We start from the raw sequence: 16,141 nt of genomic DNA, 5'->3' as shown, positions 1-16,141 counted from the left end.
CGACAACTCGCCGATGCTTCCTATGAAGCCTAGCGGGAGCAAGCCGGCTGCACGGGCGGCAAACAGAACAGAAAGGTTTGGCGCCAACAGTAGGTCGAACTCCGGGGCGCCGCCAACAGCGGCACTGAAATCTTCAGGACCGAGCGACATTGCGACCATCCTTGGATGCGCCGACGCAATGGCCGCAAGTCTTTGCAAGGCGCCCGGAGTCTCAATCTGAGTAAGGAACCGGATGCGTCCCGACGCAAGATTTCTTTCCCGTTCAAGTTCTGAAACCGCATTCGCGATCTCTAATACCCATTCTGCCGAATCCGTCTTCGGAAGAACAAGCGCGTCAACACCCGCTATCACTGCTGCATCAAGATCGGCCGCCAAGGCGCGTAAACCATGATTGACGCGGACCAGAACAGATGCGCCTTTGCGGCCCACTTTTGCCACGGATTCAGGAAGCTGCCGCCGTGCCTCGCTCTTCTGATCCTGAGGAACGGAATCCTCGAGGTCGAGAATGACGCCATCCGCACCCCGCTCACGGGCCGTCTCTACGAAGCGCGGTATGTGAGTGGGTACGAAGAGCAGGGATCTCCAACGTGGTACAGGCATCACGCCTTCAACGGCCGCAAAGGTGTCCTTGATCATAGAGCCGCCTCTGCGGCCGATTTTAGCGCAGGCGACGGCAGTGAGCTTGCGCGGCGGCCAGTGTGCCCAGATAATCCGAGGCACTCGGGCTCTTCGGAAATCACGTTAGCGCTCACCTTACCGAGATGCGCGCTCACGCTGACGCGGCTCTTTCGCGCAAAAGCCCCAGAACCTCCTCGCGGACAGCCTCGGTATGAGCGCCAAGAGCCGGAACTGGGCGCAGCGCGGGGTGCTCCGAGTTGAAGATCGCTGCCGGCGCTATCGTCTCGACCGTTCCTTCAGGTGTGCCAACCTCAACCCTGCGAATGTGTGGATGCCGTGAAACATCCACCACTTCGTTCAGTCGGCCATATGCAAGGCCGGCCGCCTCAAGCTCCTGCATCGCTTGGTGGCAGGATAGGGCGGAAAACCGGCGTTCAATGATCTCATCAAGTTGCGCACGGTGACTGAGGCGCTCCATATTATCAGCAAAGCCAGATGTGCGCGTAAGCCCGGGCTGCTTCAGGAACTTCTCGCAAAAATTCACCCATTCGCGGTCATTCTGAACCGAAAAGATGACTTCTTTGCCATCGGCACAACGGTAGGCGCCATATGGCGCAAGCGACGGGTGTTTCACGCCGGCGCGTACCGTGTGGTAGCCGCTGTAGTCGTTTTGCAAAACCGGAACATTCATCCAGTCGGCTACGGCATCGAACAGTGACACCTGGATGCCTGTTCCTTCTCCGGTGACCTCGCGGTGATACAAAGCCTGAAGAATGGCACTGTGAGCTGTCATGCCCGCCGAGATATCGCAAACCGAGACCCCTACGCGCGCAGGCCCCTGTTGGTTGCCGGTGATGGCGCATAGACCTGCTTCGGCCTGGACGATGAGATCATAGGCCTTCAAATGGGAGTACGGCCCTGCGTCCCCGAAACCCGAGATGTCGCAAGTGATCAACCGCGGACATCGGCTACGCAGATCAGCAGACCCGAACCCCAGTTTTTCGATACTGCCCGGCTTCAGATTCTGGATAAAGACGTCAGCACTGGTAATGAGCGTGTCCAGGACGGCGCGATCCGCCTCCGACCTCAGGTCCAGACAGACCGACTCCTTACCCCGGTTGAGCCAAACGAAGTAGGCGCTCTGCCCACGAACCAACTTGTCGTAGCTTCGGGCAAAGTCCCCTTCCGGCCGTTCGATCTTGATTACCCGGGCGCCGGCGTCCGCAAGGCGAGACGACGCATAGGGCGCTGCAACGGCCTGTTCGACCGCCACAACCGTGATGTCCTTGAGACTGTTTAGCATCAGGGGCGCTCCCTACGCGGCGCTCAGATTCTGTGCCCGACGTCGATCAAGCATGGCGAGCAACCGATTTTGTTCATTGCCGACAATGGAAAGCCCTTCGTCGACGCCCATACCTGGTTTCGCGAGCATCATGTCTGCCTGCGTAGCCACCGAAATGTGAACTGTCGCCCGCGCTGAGAGATCCGTCTCACTGCAGCTGCCTCCCACATAGGCGCCCACGAGGTTTTCTTTGCAGAGAAGCACCGCTCGGGCGCTGTCGGCGATCGAGCCCACATCCGGCGTCTTGATCTGCACGAGATGGGTGGCCTTCGCCTCCGCAAACAGACGCACATCCTCAAGCGTGTTGCAGCGCTCATCGACAACAATGCGCGCACGTGACGCGCGCGCATCCAGAATGCTGACGATTTTGGCGTAGTTTTCGACCTGCGCCGCGGTAGACCCGAAGTCGGCTGGCGATTCGATATTCATCGTGAACTCCGGAACCGCATCAGCAACCTTACTGATGAAATCGGCGATGCGCTGAACGTCGAGCCCGATCTCCATGCCAATCCAACCGTACACATCGAAATGCAAAACAGGATGATAGCCTGGTTGGCCGATTTGCTTGACGCGCTGCGCCACCCATTTGACGAAATCCAGAAAAGTTTCCCCACCAACGCCGAATTTGCTGCGCGAATTGATGAGGCCGTGAGGGAGTACATCCACTGCCTTCAAGATCATTTTATCGACGTTGATTTCGCGGGCATCGCCGCTCTGGGCGTAAACCGGCACCCTTCGGTTGGGAACCGGCAGGCCAAGTTCGGCACATACGATCTCGGCCATGGTCTTGCGTGCAACGTGCGCGGCTGCGCCGAGAAGAGCCTGGCTTACCCCATACTCGACTGAGACGGGCAGGCGCTCGCCCTCCACAAAAGCAAACGCCTCGCTACAGGCATCCAAAAAGTGCCAAGAATCGATTTCGCGCAGCCGGGGAACAACGACTCTTGAGACGAGGTCAATGATCGATGCGGTCTGGAACAAAGGGTCGCGACCGCCGGCGCCGGAGTACTGGACGCCCATCATATCGCCCCAGACCACCGTATCATCTTCAAGTATCAGGCCAATGCTGACAGATGCTGCGGGAATACGGATGGAGCGGAAGCCAGGCAACAGCGGCTCTCCCACGTAGATGAAGCCGTCCTGTCCGGCCCCTGCCCTGATGGCCGCCTGATCATCGTAAAAAAAGGCGCCGTTGCCGGGCGCGAGCACAACATCTTTAATCTGCACTCGTTCTGCTCGATTTCTATTGGATTGCGTTGACGGCGGATGTAGTTCCGGTATCGCCCAACTATGCGCCACTTGGCGTTGGGTTCGCCAATATAATGTCCCGGACCTTGCCATCGTGTTTTCAGATGGCTGGCACCTTTCCTTAGTCGGCGCGGATGACGCGCCGAGGCGCATCTTTCGGACGGGTTTCGATTGCAGTCGCGAAAGCATTTTCAGGCAACTCTTGAGCTGATCGATGTCGACGAACTCATCTGGCTTGTGGGCCTGCTCGATCGAGCCAGACCCGCAGATGGTAGCGATATGCCCGCTTCCTGGAGAAGCCCCGCCTCAGTGCCGAAAGCGACGACGTCGGCCCCATTGGCCCCCGTTATCTCATAGACGATGTCGCGGGCCTCGTTGTCGGACGAGGCGCTCGAGGCCTGGATGGCCGCCAAAACCAACCCCCGCCCGCTGGTGCGGACCGTCTCGGCGCTGGATGGCTTCGTAACGGCATCGGTCACCGGGCCGCGGTTCGCGGACCCGCAAGACTGGATGTGCCCGCTCATGGGGTTGCGGCGCGACGTCCTGGCCAAAGGCTCTGCAACCGATCACGCCGTGTTTGCCAGCCTCGCCAGGATCCACAACCGGATCAACGAGACGCTGTTCGACAGGCCACAGGATTATGCGCCCCGCTTCACCACCAAGCCCAGCGGCGGCATCGACCCGCGGCCGTGGTGCCAGGGGTTCTACGCGGCCATGACTCTCAACATCAAACGCTGGAAACGGCTCCTCGACCTCAAGAACCCCAACCACGGCCTGCTGCTGCCGATCCTGATCTACTGCGTCGACAAAAAGGGGCGGTCCGTCCTCGGCAAACCCAGGCCGGGACCCAATACCGCGTACTTCATCGAGCACGAGGCATACAAAGACATCGCCCTCATCATCCCCGCCCTGCGCGAACTCCACTATGTCACCCGCTATGATAGCCCGTAGTGATCGCCGCCGGCGCGCCGACTAACGGCTGACCGCCATACAAGCACCAGGCGGCTTCGGGAAGGCGCCTTGGTGCATCGCTTTACGCTTCGGCATATGACGATTTCAGAGTTTGCGCTTAAGTCCAGGGACGAGGAGCCGGTCGGCTGGAGATCTTCACTGGTTCGGGTCGGCGGCGCGGCGGCGTGAGTGGCCGCCGGAGGAGAAGGCCCGGATAATGGCGGAGGGCTACGAGGCGGGCGAGACGGTTTGTGCTGTGGCACGCCGGTATGGACTTTCCCCGGCGTGATGCGATGGTTGAGGGGGGCGCCGGTCGAGCATGCTGAGCGCCGCCTCCCGCTAGGCCGTGCCGGTGGCGAGCGTCAGCGTCGTGTCGACCGCAAGCCCATTGCGGTTCTCCATGAGCACATAGCCCATGTAGCATAACTGGCTCGGATGGCCGTCCGCCTTGCGGTAGAGCCGTGCGTCCGGATCGGTCGTGGAAGCATGCGTCTGGTTCGAGCGCTTTTCCTTGCGGAAGTCGCGCTCGCCGTTGCGGCCTGGCTTCGGCGGTTCGCCCGAACCATCCTTCGGCCGAAAGCTCTTCACCGAGGCCCAGGCGTCGATCAGCGCGTGCCGTCGATCGAAATTCGACAGAAGCTCCTTCACTTTGCCAAGCTCCATCAGAGCACCCAGGAACTCGCGCGAAACATCGGCCTTCATGAGCCGATCGCGATTGTCGGTGAACACCGTCGCATGCCACGCCGATGCGTCCATCGGCAGGCCGACGAACCAGCTAAACAATAGATTGTAGTCGATCGGCTCCATCAGCAGGCGTTCCGAACGCACCGAGAAGAACGCCTGCAGCAGTGTCGCCCGCAGCAGCATCTCGGGCGCTATCGACGGTCGCCCCAATAGAGCGCCTCAAAGCGGGCATCCAGACAGCCGAACGCTTCGTCGCACAACCCCCCGATCGCCCGAAGTGGATGATCTGCGGGAATCCGTTCCTCCAGTCGAACATAGCTGAAAAGACCTTTCGATCGATCATCCCGTCCGCGCATCGCAAATCACTCCAGATCGCCAACCGAAGCGAATCACAAAACATCGCCGAACGCGACTTTTGCAGCAGCCGGCTAAAGCTCCGGGAGAGGATCGCCTTCAAACGAGCCGTCGTGGCCGTGGCGCGCACGTTCAGAATCTGAGCGCCTGAGGCGTCACTGCCGGGACGTGAGCCGAGCCATTCCGCTGATGGGGTTGCACCGCTGTCCCAGCAAAGTGCGTCGTCCACATTGAAGGCTCATCCCCCGAAGCTCCATCATGCGGCAGCCGATGTCGACCGCGAAGACAACCATGCACCCGGGAGTCTCTGCTTTGCATCCATAAATTTTGATAAGAAACTAACGGCGCCGCCGGTCTAGCATGGCAAACAAACGGCTCTGCTCGTTCCCAACCACCGACACTCCTTCGTCAACTCCTAGCCCGGGCTTTGCAAGCATCATGTCAGCCTGCGTCGCAACAGATACATGAACAGTTGCGCGGGCGGAAAGATCAGTCTCCGTAGCACTTCCGCCCACAAAGGCGCCCACATTATTTTTCCTGCAAATCAATACAGCCCGCGCGGTATCAGCAATCGACCCTACGTCGGGGGTCTTGATTTGTACGATGTGAGCAGCACGAGCCTCTGCAAAGTGGCGAATGTCCTCGAGTGTATTGCACTGTTCATCTACGCAGATGCGGGCGTTGACTCCTCGGCTGTCGAGAACTCTGACAATCTCAGCGTAGTTTTCGATCTGAGCTTGCGTAGACCCAAAATCCGCCGGAGATTCGATATTAAGTAAAAAGTCCGAAACAGTCTCAGAGAGCTTCGAGATGAAATCGGCAATGCGTTGCGGGTCAAGCCCAAACTCTAATCCGATCCAGCCATAGACATCGAAGTGCAGCACTGGGTGATAGCCCGGCTCACCAATCTGCTTCGTCCGCGCTGCAACCCACTTCACAAACTCTACAAAAGCCTCGCCATCAACGCCGAATTTCTCTCGAGAATTAATCAGGCCGTGCGGTAAGACGTCGACGGATTTCAAGATCATCTTGTCAACGTTGAGTTTACGATCGTCACCACTCTGCGCGTAGATCGGCACCCGCTTTTTCGGCACCGGCAAATTAAACTCCTGGCATACAATCTCCGCCATGGTCAGTCGTTTTACGTATGCTGCTGCGCGTAGCAGCGCCTGACTGGCGCCGTATTCAACTGCGACAGGCAGGCGCTGATTGTCGGCAGCCTCAAAAACGCTTGTGCAGGACTCGATAAATCTGGAGGCATCCACTTTAAGAAGCCGTGGCATTACGATGCGGGACGTAATTTCAGCAATCTTGGCAGCATCGAAGAGGCTAGCGCGACCGCTCACTCCTGCATATTGGACATTCATCATGTCGCCCCAGACGATAGTCCCGTCGGCGAGAACGAGTCCAATACTCAGAGTGGAAGCCGGATGGCGGATAGACAAGAACCCCTCTGTGAGTGGTTTGCCTACATACAAAAACCCGTCTTGGGCGGCGCCCGCTCTAATTGCAGCCTGATCATCATAAAACGAGCCGCCCAAGCCAGGCGCGAGGAGAACTTCTTTGATGTGGACTCCAGTTCGCTCAACTGACATTTTGGGATTTTCCTCAAATTCTACGCGGCTGATTTCAAATTATCGTCAGTCAAAGGTCCTTGCCAATATAATGTTAGAACGCATCCCATCGCGTTTTCAGATGGACTATCATTGCCTACAAAATCGCTTGGAGGGCCTATTTCAAAGCATCATGGTTTGCACCGCGTCTCGCACGGCTGGGGAGCGCCAAATGAGGTGAAGACCTTTGATAATCAGCGAAATGCAGCACAAGCTCGCAACATGGGCTGAAAGCGATCCGAACCGGCGGTTCGATCGTCTTCTTCGGCTCATTGCCGATCGGTAATGGCTTGCCGAGGCCGCCCGGATCGTTCTGGCGTCAAGTGGCGCCCGGACGTTGGGCATTGACGGAATGGATAAGCGACGCACGCAGGCCGGGCTGAATCTCCATCTGGCCGACCTGCGGGTCAACCTGCTGAAGGGCACCTATCGCCCGAAGTCGGTGAAGCGGATTTATATCCTGAAAGCCAATGGCAAGCTACGACCGCTGGGTAGACCGACCATGACAGACCGCATTGTCCAGCGCGCAAGGAGCTTCCAACGGCGCACCGCGGACTTCGAGGAGGTGGCTGTCACCGTGTCGCGCACCGGCGGCTTCACCTTGCGCAAGGTCTTCTACACCTTGCCATCCCGCTTGATTGGCCACGGGCTGCGCGTGCGTCTCTTCGACGATCGTCTCAAGGTCTTCATCGGCGGGACGCATCTGATGACCTTGCCTCGTGGGCGCAGCCATGCCGACGGACGGCACGATGAGGTCGTCAACTATCGGCACGTATTCATTCCCTGCGCAAGAAGCCTATGGCGCTCCTCAACCTCGTCTACCGGGACAAGGTCTTCCCCGGCAGGAATATCGCAGGGCCTTCGAAATGCTCATCGACAAACTGCCCGACAGACAGGCCTGCAAGATCACGGTTGAACTGCTGGCGCTGGCTCATGATCGCGGCTGATGCCGGTAAACTGCCCAACCTGACCGTCTTGCGTGCGCTCTTCGGTCCGGACCCAGCATGCCTGCCGACCATCAACTTGCATCTGGCATCCCTCGGTGGCTATGAGGCCCTGATCGGTGCGGCCTATACGGGAGAGGTCGCATGAAGAAGAGCACTTATGGCATCGACGAAGCCTGGCTCGGCACTATGCTCAATGAGCTCCGGCTGCCGACGATCAAGACACTCTGGCCGCAATTTGCCGAGCAGGCCGATCGGGAGGGATGGCCCGTCGCCCACTTCCTCACGGCCATCCTCGAGCATGAACTGGCCGAGCGCGCCCACCGCAGGATCGAAAGGCATCTTGCCGAGGCCCATCTGCCGCCTGGAAAGACCCTCGACAGCTTCACTTTCGACGCCGAGCCGATGGTCTCCTAGGACCAGGTCATGGCGATCGCCGCCGGCGACGGTTGGTCGCCAAGGGGGCTAATATCCTGCTGTTCGGGCCGCCCGGCGGCGGCAAGAGCCATCTCGCCGCAGCCATCGGCCTCGCACTGATCGAGAACGGCTGGCGGGTGCTGTTCACCCGAACAACCTATCTCGTCCAGAAGCTGCAGGTCGCCCGCCGCGAACTCCAGCTCGAAACCGCCATCGACACGCTCGACAAGTTCGATCTGCTTATCCTCGACGATCTGGCCTACGTCACCAAGGACCAGGCCGAAACCAGCGTGCTCTTCGAACTCATCTCCGCACGCTATGAGCGACGTTCCATCATGATCACCGCGAACCAGCCCTTCGGTGAATGGAACAGGGTCTTTCCAGATCCTGCCATGACGCTCGCCGTTGATCGAAGCCTTGGCAATCATGAAAGAATTACGCCAGAACGACGGACACTCGGAATAATCCGCCACCCGGAGTTGTGACGATAATTCCGAACTCGGAATTATCGTCACAGCTTTGCAGTTCACCGCCTGCTCTCCTGGTCTCGCCCACAACACCCAGCAGGGTTGCCGCGACGGCTTATGTCAGCTTCTCCCGTTCGTTGCGAAGCGGGTCGGCAAGTTTGAATGTCGTCGATTTATCGGCCGAGCTAATCCGCGCTTTCTTGACCGATATCGAAGTGACGCATCGATGTTCGACCGCCACCCAAAATCAACGTCTGCGGCCATTCGGGCGTTCGCTGGCTTTGTCGGCGAGCATAGCCCCATCCACATCGTCAGGCCAGATCCGTTCGATCCCGTTCAAGAGGGCGCTATCTCAGTCTGATCAGGGTGGTTAAACGTCGGGGGTGCACCACCAATAAATGAGAGCTCGATATGTGCGCGGCTCATCTTCGCTAGCCGTCGCGAAGGATTCGGTCGGCGAAGCCAATGTCCATTCTAACCGACCGATCATGGCGGCTGAAGACTTCGGTTACATGCTGGAAGCTCGTCCAGGAGCTTACATAATTTGCGGAAATGGCGATAGCGCCGGTTTGCATCATCCGGCTTATGACTTTAATGACAAGGCCATTCCCTACAGGACTTCCTACTGGATCAAACTGGTCGAGACGAAGCTCGTGCCTTGACGCGGTCTCACCACGCGCCGAAACTTCGCCTTTCAGGCAAATTGACAGATTGTCCTCCAATCTCGATGCTAGATAGGGCCTATATTAACACTGCATTTGACCGATCATACGATGCCTCCTCATATTCGGTGCGATCCTGCGCAAAGGCATGGGGCCCTGAAATTCGGGGCAAACAGACGGTCCTTTATTCGCTATGAGCGTGTTTGTACGAACCAAAATCCAGTCGCCCAAGGGCGACTCTGTGAATAATTCCACTCAAATCGGGGAATCCGGGATGAATCAGTACGTTACGTCGCCTAGTCTTGAACATGAACGCCGGCTAAACGCAGTGAAGCAGGTTTGTCGAGACCGCAAAATTGACGTAGCTATATTCACCAGCCCGGAGAATATCTGCTACATTACGGGTCTTGATTATGAAGGCTATTTTGCCCTTCATGCTTTGCTGGTATCGCCAAATGGGAAATCAATTCTATTTGCTAGATATATCGAGGCGCCTACGGTTGTTCGGCAGACGTCAGGCGTTGAATTTGCCGGATACACTGACGCTGACGACGTTGCCGCACTGATAACGGCTAAGATCGTCTCACTCGCTGGGGAAGGCGCGCGCGTTGGGCTTCAGCGAAACAGCGCCTCTACGGTTAGGATTGATGCCCCCCTGAAGTCATATCTTCCTAAAGCCGATATCATTGATGCATCGGGTATAGTCGAGAGCCTGCGAGAGGTAAAATCGCCTTTCGAAATAGAGCAAATCAAGCGCGCTGCGGAAATTTCAGATCTCATGGTTTCTACCGGTCTGCGTGAAGCGGGTAAGGGGGTAGCCGAAAACATTGTTGCTGCCGAGATTTACCGTGCGATGATCGCAGCGGGAGGTGAATGCCCGGGCTTTCCACCGTTCGTCAGATCCGGCGACAGGATACCGGAGCCACATACTTCGTGGACCGACCAACCTCTAAAAGATGGTGCTCCGCTTCTTCTGGAATTGTCGGGCTGTGTAAATCGCTATCATGCACCAATGGCTAGATACGGGTACATTGGATCCGCATCCGCGGCAGCGAAGCGATTAAGCGAGGTGAGCCACCAAGCGCATCTGGTCGGGCTTGCAGCTCTTAAACCCGGAAGTCTTGCTCGGGATGTCTATTCTGCTTGGAAGGCATGTCTTGACCCTGCGAATGTTAAGCCTAGAGCTCCTCACTGTGGCTACATGGTCGGTCTATCGTTCCCACCCACCTGGACTGGCGGCCCCGGGGTACAGAGCCTGCATGAGACGAGCTCGATGGAAATCCGTGAGTCCATGGTGTTCCATCTTTTGACGTGGGTAACCGATGGGCAGAATGACCACTTTCTTTCTGACTGCGTTGTCGTCGAAAAGGCCGGTGCCGTTTTTCTAACGAAAACGCCAAGAGAACTTTTCGAGATCTGACAAATATCGGACGGCCGATATTTCCACTGGGCGGCGGGGCAGAGTTCTTGCCCTGCCATCGCGGGTTAAGACAAGGCAGGTTGTCAGGCATCAACTCTCCCTGGAGCTAATCTCTTCTGCCCGGTATTGATCTGGCCATCTGGCTCGGCTGCGCTTCCGCCATCTTAAAACGCGATGGCACCTTTCGAGACTCTATGTTGGTGCACCCAAGCCAAGTGGCCCATAATTGATCGCAGTCGGCCAAATCGATCGACCTGCCTCTTCAGCACGAAGTCGAGCGCCTGTGCAGAAAGAAGTCTAACCGTATTGCGCCTGACCGGGGCGCAAATGTCTAGTCACAATCGAGCGGGGAGCGGGAAAAACTCTGCATTTCTTTTCGCCCGCCGCTCATAAGATAGCGGGTTCGGCCTGCATGGCTACTCGGTTTTCTCCATTCTGCGCAACGGCCTCTTGGGCCAAAAGCACTGGCCTTTTGCCTGGCGGGCGCCCAGTCCGAAGTCAAACGACGACGTTGGAGCGATGCGTTGTGGTTGATTGGGACTCTCTGCAGGAGGGCGAGGGAGTCCAGGTTGGTTTTCATCTCGTGCCAGTGTTGCTGCTGCGCACCGGTCGCTCCAGTGCGACCTCTTCGTCCCGCGTAGTTTCGCGAGAAGCCTGGTTGACTGGATTTCCGACGTATCCGGTGACGTTAGATGACCATCCGCCTCGAAGCGATCGGCACCGGGCCCCGCGACGACACCGACGACGACATCCGGCAAAGCCCCGGTAGGAGGGAATGATGGTACCGTCCCCTTCGATCAGCTCGATGGCCATATCTGAATGAACGGCGAATTCGTCAAATGGGCTGATGCCAAGAGCGACGTGCCCACACACACGGGCTCCACTATGCAAGCGTATCGACTGGGCTTCGTTCCTGCTATCTCAATGTAATATGGCAGCATACAGACATTGCATTTGACCGCCGACTTACCTCATCCCATGCTTATCGAGCGGATCGCCACGATGGTCTGGGTTGACAAAAGTTAATCTCGAGCATCTGTCGCAATTGCAAGGAACAACACAAACAATAAATGCTTGAAAGGAAGAGGAAACGACAATGAAACCCAATTTCACGGCTCTTACCGCACTGCTCGGACTCACCCTTTTCTCACTGACAAACACGGGAGCGTCGGCGGGTCCGGTTGCAGATCGCATCGCTAACGGCCAGCCGATCCGAATCGGCTTCGCATCCGAAGTACCGTATGCCTATCCTGACGCCAACAATCAGCCCGCCGGATTTGCAAATGTCATTGCTCTTGGTGCATTGAAGGAGATGGGATATACAAACATTGAGCCGGTCGTGACGGAGTGGGGAGGTTTGATCCCGGGACTTCAATCGGGACGTTTCGACATCATTACGGGCGGCATGTACATTTTGAAGTCCCGATGCGAGAATGTGTTGTTTGCTGAACCTCTCGCGAAGACTGGCGAAGCCTTCATCGTCCAGCCCGGCAACCCCAAGGGGCTTTCAAACTATAAGGATCTCGTCAGCAAGAACGCCACGATGGTGGCAAACACTGGGTCCAGTGTGATTGAGCAAGCGAAAAAGGATGGCGTTCAGGATTCTCAGATCATTCAGGTGCCCGGGATGCCTGAGATCCTGGCGACAGTGGAGTCCGGCCGTGCTGACGCAGGTGTATCGGCATTTTTGGAACTTAAAGAGGTTGCGAAGAAGGCTGGGGGCAAGGTGGAGGTCACCGATCCCAAGGCGTTTCCCGAGTCGTACCAGAACTGGGTTGGCATCGCTTTCAGCAAGGACGACGCAGAATTCGTCGCCAAGTTTAACCAGGCTCAAAAGAAGTTCATCGGTACCCCAGAGATGATGAAGGCCGTCGCACCGTACGACTACGACAAGAACATGTTGCCAGACGGCAAAACTGCGGAATGGGTTTGCGCCAATCGATAACGATCAAGTGGGCCGGGGGCCAGCTCCCCGGCCTATTCACCGAGGACAACTATGGCTATTTGGGACTTTCTGCAGGTTTACGGGGTGCAAATCGCAAGGGGAACACTAGTCACCTGCGCTCAGTTTTTGACTGCAACCATGGTAGCGCTTGTCGTTGCCCTCTTTGTCGGTCTGGGCAAACTGTCGACGAACGCCCTTATTCGCGGCGTCTCAGTAATATACATCGAATTATTCCGCGGAACCTCGCTGCTCGTACAGGTCTTTTGGATTTTTTTTGTACTCCCTCTATTTGGACTCACTCTGTCGCCTTTTACAGCCGGCTTTCTCTCTGTAGGTCTCAATATCGGAGCATATGGCGCTGAGCTAGTACGGGGGGCAATACAGTCGATCCCGCGGGGGCAATGGGAAGCTGCGACGGCAATATCGTTGTCGCCTGCTCGCAGAATGAGAAGAATTATTCTACCCCAGGCGTTTTCCATTATGCTACCCCCCTGGGGGAATTTGCTCATCGAGCTTCTAAAGTCTACTGCAATAGTTTCGCTGATTTCCGTCAAAGATCTCATGTTCCAAGCCAAGCAGGTCAATTCATTGGCCTACATACCCATACAAGCGTTTGGCATAGCTCTTATTATTTACTATATCTTGGCTCGCGCGGCGATCACACCTTTGGTTCGATGGCTTGAACACTCTATGGCTCAGCGTCAAGGGCGCGTTTAAGTATGGAGTGGAATTGGGCGTTTACATGGGAAATACTTCCGAGCCTATTGTGGGCCACGAAGAGCACCATACTTGCCACGATAGCAGGTTATATTTTGGCGATGATAGGTGGTCTCGTCTTTGCACTTCTGCAACGCACTGAATCGAAACTACTAGGGGCTATCGTAAGGGAGTTCATAGAGATCGTCAGATCTACGCCCCTTCTGCTGCAGATATTTTTTGTCTACTACGTGGCTCCCGAGTTTGGGCTTAGACTCTCCCCATGGGTAGCCGGCATCTCAACGCTGGGGCTTCACTACTCAGCATACCTGTCTGAGGTATACCGGTCTAGCTTAGATGCCGTTCCGCGCGGCCAATGGGAGGCCTGTCGCGCGCTTAACCTTTCATCGCGCGACACATACATCAGAATCGTAATTCCGCAGGCTTTAGCAACCGCCCTTCCGGGAATGGGAAACTATCTAGTCAGTATACTGAAAGATACCCCCATGCTTTCTGTGATCGGGGTTGCTGAGCTAATGCTTACAGCAAATGCGATTGGCTCCGAGCACTACCGATATCTCGAGCCACTTACGTTAGTTGGCATAATTTTCTTGCTCCTGTCTTTGCCAACCGCTAGCCTAGTAAAGCGCCTCGAGAATCGTCTCAAAAAGGTACTTGGATTGTGACAGCAAGCGCTCATAACTTCCCTATGAAACTGCCCGAACCAAATCGCCCGATGGTTCGATTTATGAATGTGAGCAAGTCGTATGGGGCACTCACTGTTATCAACAATCTCAACTTCGAGGTTGCTGAAGGCGAGATGGTATCAATTATCGGTCCGTCAGGCTCCGGAAAGACCACAGTACTTAGAATTCTCATGACGCTGGAAGCCATCAACGAAGGCGTCATTTACGTCGACGGAAAGCCTCTCACTCATATGCCCAAGGGCGGGAAGCTTGTCCCAGCAAATGAAAAGTACTTGAGAGGAATGCGATCCTCAATTGGCATGTGCTTTCAGCACTTTAATCTGTTCCCTCACATGACCGCGCTGCAAAACTGTATGGAGGGACCGGTTCAAGTCCTGGGCTTGTCAAAGTCCGAAGCTCGAGTCAGGGCGGAAGAGTTGCTAACGATGGTCGGTTTAATCGACAAGAAAGATGAACATCCTTCCCGGTTGTCGGGGGGTCAACAGCAGCGGGTCGCCATCGCGAGAGCATTGGCCATGCGCCCTAAAGTGATGCTCTTCGATGAGGTCACCTCCGCTCTGGATCCAGAGGTTATCGGCGAAGTAACGAACGTAATCCGAAAGCTTGTCCAAGAGTACCGTTTAACGATGTTGATGGTCACGCACCAAATGGGTTTTGCCAGAGACATTTCGGACCGTGTATGCTTCTTTTACGGGGGTAAGATAGAAGAACAAGGCCCCCCTCAAGAATTATTTACGCGGCCTCAACGCGAACGCACAAAGCAGTTCCTTTCTGCCATCAAGGAGGCAATTTGATACCGAAATGTAGATATGTATGAGCTTGCGAGACATCCTGTTTCATAGCCGCTGGGGCGGTGAGGATTGGCTTGATGACCCAGATAGACCGTGACATTCAGCGCGACCTGGGGATTCTGAAGCATGCCGAGGTGACCTGCTCCCCGATATGCCCTCGTTGATAAATCAGTTTCCGTCCATAGTGTGCTGCAGCAAGCAGAAGGAGCTTCGATGGTGAACTGACAACATGCTGAGAAGCTGCGTGAGAGATGAGGACAGGCCCCCTCGGATCGGCTTTCAGGAGCGGATCTCAAACCAGCCCAAGCTGCTGTGGCAGAAGAGCCATGGTGGTTATCGTGGGTCAAGAGCCGCGGACAGATCCGAGGCAAGTAGGCATCCGGAAGATGGCGCAAGGAAACCCTTCGATCACTCGACTGAGCCAGGACCAGTGCCCATCGTCTACAGCTTGGTGCTGACCTGCCGAGCCTCTGGCGTCGAGCCGTTAGCGTGGTTGCGCCACGTCCTCATTGAACTGCCTGAACGCGCTGTCGATACTGATATCGACGACCTGCCGCCCTTCAACTTCGCCAAAGCCGCTGCAGCCTGATCCGCCCGGACGCGTCCGTCTGAAAGCGACCGTCGTTGAAAGGGCGGCGTCAACGTGCGGGGAAATTCGCGCTTACGGAAGCCATCATGTCCTCGACCACCTCGACCTGGAGAACGTCATCACTATCGCGATTGGACTCACCCGATCAGCGTGGCTCGTTGCCCCCGCTTGCGGGGAGTTAAAAAGCCTCGGCAACACAAGATCGATGCCGGCGACACAACCGCACTTTTGGCGCATCTTTCATTGCTGCGTGCCCGCTTCGCCGGCGGGTCAGGCGCAGCGCCAGGATTAGTCTGCTGCTTCGAGGCCGGGCGTGACGGCTTCTGGCTGCACCGGCTACTGACCGCACACGGCATCGCCAACCATGTGCTCGAGCCGACCAGCATTCTCGTCAATTGACGAGCCCGTCGGGCAAAAACCGACCAGCTCGATGTATAATATAAGATGCTGCGCGTATTGGCGGCCTACCTTCAAGGGAACCGGCAGGTTTGTAGCGGGTGCGCGGCGACAAACAAGGTGAGACTCGCATTGCCTCGTCGAAAATGTTCCTGAATTTTCAGCCGTTGCCTCACATAAGTTGCTCCGTAAGCGGTGCACCAAGGCACCTTGCAATAGGCCGATGAACATGGAGCTTTCGCGCCATGACATTGGAACGTGCAAAGGGCGATGTGGTCGCCGAGATCAGCACCACCG

General features: G+C 56.5%; 12 protein-coding genes and 6 pseudogenes. 12 read left to right on the top strand and 6 right to left on the bottom strand.

Annotation, left to right across the window (positions count from 1 at the left end):
• From RFM41_RS33435 to RFM41_RS33425, 3 genes are all read right to left on the bottom strand, one after another.
• Nucleotides 1-636 (bottom strand): HpcH/HpaI aldolase/citrate lyase family protein (locus RFM41_RS33435; protein WP_320319347.1); only part of this gene is annotated, 636 nt, incomplete at its 3' end.
• Nucleotides 637-769: 133 nt separating this feature from the next.
• Complete coding sequence (locus tag RFM41_RS33430) at nt 770-1,921, bottom strand: CaiB/BaiF CoA transferase family protein (protein WP_320253419.1); 1,152 nt, start codon at nt 1,919-1,921, stop codon at nt 770-772.
• A 12-nt stretch (nt 1,922-1,933) separates the two neighbouring features.
• Nucleotides 1,934-3,187, bottom strand: coding sequence for a methylaspartate ammonia-lyase (locus tag RFM41_RS33425; RefSeq protein ID WP_320253420.1), 1,254 nt, complete (start codon nt 3,185-3,187; stop codon nt 1,934-1,936).
• Nucleotides 3,188-3,568: 381 nt separating this feature from the next.
• On the opposite strand from RFM41_RS33425, the gene RFM41_RS33420 reads away from it, so the two are divergent.
• Both RFM41_RS33420 and RFM41_RS34340 read left to right on the top strand, forming a co-directional pair.
• Complete coding sequence (locus RFM41_RS33420; RefSeq protein ID WP_320253421.1) at nt 3,569-4,159, top strand: UPF0149 family protein; 591 nt, start codon at nt 3,569-3,571, stop codon at nt 4,157-4,159.
• Nucleotides 4,160-4,376: 217 nt separating this feature from the next.
• The gene (locus tag RFM41_RS34340) at nt 4,377-4,448 is read left to right on the top strand and encodes a hypothetical protein (protein WP_430691603.1); all 72 of its coding nucleotides are present in this window, start codon (nt 4,377-4,379) and stop codon (nt 4,446-4,448) included.
• Here RFM41_RS34340 and RFM41_RS33415 read toward each other — a convergent pair.
• Nucleotides 4,438-5,199: pseudogene (locus RFM41_RS33415) on the bottom strand (transposase); the annotation flags it as partial. The gene RFM41_RS34340 and the pseudogene RFM41_RS33415 overlap by 11 nt on opposite strands.
• A gap of 336 nt (nt 5,200-5,535) precedes the next feature.
• Nucleotides 5,536-6,792 carry a methylaspartate ammonia-lyase gene (locus RFM41_RS33410; RefSeq protein WP_320253422.1) on the bottom strand — a complete coding sequence of 419 codons (1,257 nt, stop codon included), beginning with the start codon at nt 6,790-6,792 and terminating at the stop codon, nt 5,536-5,538.
• Nucleotides 6,793-7,348: 556 nt separating this feature from the next.
• Here RFM41_RS33410 and RFM41_RS33400 point away from each other — a divergent pair.
• From RFM41_RS33400 to RFM41_RS34335, 10 genes and pseudogenes are all read left to right on the top strand, one after another.
• A pseudogene (locus tag RFM41_RS33400) lies at nt 7,349-7,902 on the top strand (IS21 family transposase); the annotation flags it as partial.
• Nucleotides 7,899-8,608: pseudogene (istB, locus tag RFM41_RS33395) on the top strand (IS21-like element helper ATPase IstB); the annotation flags it as partial. The pseudogenes RFM41_RS33400 and istB, both read left to right, overlap by 4 nt.
• 467 nt (nt 8,609-9,075) lie before the next feature.
• Nucleotides 9,076-9,300 (top strand): annotated as a pseudogene (locus tag RFM41_RS33390) (M20/M25/M40 family metallo-hydrolase); the annotation flags it as partial.
• Between the two features lie 274 nt (nt 9,301-9,574).
• Nucleotides 9,575-10,720, top strand: coding sequence for a M24 family metallopeptidase (locus tag RFM41_RS33385; RefSeq protein ID WP_320253423.1), 1,146 nt, complete (start codon nt 9,575-9,577; stop codon nt 10,718-10,720).
• Between the two features lie 1,096 nt (nt 10,721-11,816).
• A complete protein-coding gene (ehuB, locus tag RFM41_RS33380) occupies nt 11,817-12,665 on the top strand; it encodes an ectoine/hydroxyectoine ABC transporter substrate-binding protein EhuB (protein ID WP_320253424.1) in 849 nt (282 codons plus the stop codon).
• A gap of 51 nt (nt 12,666-12,716) precedes the next feature.
• Entirely contained in the window at nt 12,717-13,382 is a 666-nt protein-coding gene (ehuC, locus tag RFM41_RS33375; protein ID WP_320253425.1) for an ectoine/hydroxyectoine ABC transporter permease subunit EhuC, read from the top strand.
• Nucleotides 13,383-13,384: 2 nt separating this feature from the next.
• Nucleotides 13,385-14,047, top strand: a complete 663-nt coding sequence (gene ehuD / locus RFM41_RS33370) for an ectoine/hydroxyectoine ABC transporter permease subunit EhuD (protein ID WP_320253426.1) — start codon at nt 13,385-13,387, stop codon at nt 14,045-14,047.
• A gap of 23 nt (nt 14,048-14,070) precedes the next feature.
• Nucleotides 14,071-14,862 (top strand): ectoine/hydroxyectoine ABC transporter ATP-binding protein EhuA, encoded by a 792-nt coding sequence (gene ehuA / locus RFM41_RS33365; protein WP_320253427.1) that lies wholly within the window; start codon nt 14,071-14,073, stop codon nt 14,860-14,862.
• Between the two features lie 433 nt (nt 14,863-15,295).
• A pseudogene (locus RFM41_RS33360) lies at nt 15,296-15,448 on the top strand (transposase domain-containing protein); the annotation flags it as partial.
• 291 nt (nt 15,449-15,739) lie between these two features.
• Nucleotides 15,740-15,883: pseudogene (locus RFM41_RS34335) on the top strand (IS110 family transposase); the annotation flags it as partial.
• Between the two features lie 35 nt (nt 15,884-15,918).
• Here the strand turns inward: RFM41_RS34335 and RFM41_RS33355 are convergent.
• A partial coding sequence (locus tag RFM41_RS33355) for a hypothetical protein (RefSeq protein WP_320319346.1) occupies nt 15,919-16,141 on the bottom strand: 223 nt, incomplete at its 5' end.

The organism is Mesorhizobium vachelliae (genome assembly GCF_033977325.1).
GTDB classification, from domain to species: Bacteria; Pseudomonadota; Alphaproteobacteria; order Rhizobiales; family Rhizobiaceae; genus Mesorhizobium; species Mesorhizobium vachelliae.
The sequence above is the reverse complement of the archived record's forward strand: the minus strand, read 5'-3'. Positions and strand labels throughout refer to the sequence as shown.

Bases quoted from the DNA above. Each gene is read 5' to 3' on its own strand.
- RFM41_RS33410 (WP_320253422.1), bottom strand. From the start codon at position 6,792: ATGTCAGTTGAGCGAACTGGAGTCCACATCAAAGAAGTTCTCCTCGCG.
- RFM41_RS33430 (WP_320253419.1), bottom strand. From the start codon at position 1,921: ATGCTAAACAGTCTCAAGGACATCACGGTTGTGGCGGTCGAACAGGCC.
- ehuC (WP_320253425.1), top strand. From the start codon at position 12,717: ATGGCTATTTGGGACTTTCTGCAGGTTTACGGGGTGCAAATCGCAAGG.
- ehuB (WP_320253424.1), top strand. From the start codon at position 11,817: ATGAAACCCAATTTCACGGCTCTTACCGCACTGCTCGGACTCACCCTT.
- RFM41_RS33420 (WP_320253421.1), top strand. From the start codon at position 3,569: ATGTCGCGGGCCTCGTTGTCGGACGAGGCGCTCGAGGCCTGGATGGCC.
- RFM41_RS33385 (WP_320253423.1), top strand. From the start codon at position 9,575: ATGAATCAGTACGTTACGTCGCCTAGTCTTGAACATGAACGCCGGCTA.
- ehuA (WP_320253427.1), top strand. From the start codon at position 14,071: ATGAAACTGCCCGAACCAAATCGCCCGATGGTTCGATTTATGAATGTG.
- ehuD (WP_320253426.1), top strand. From the start codon at position 13,385: ATGGAGTGGAATTGGGCGTTTACATGGGAAATACTTCCGAGCCTATTG.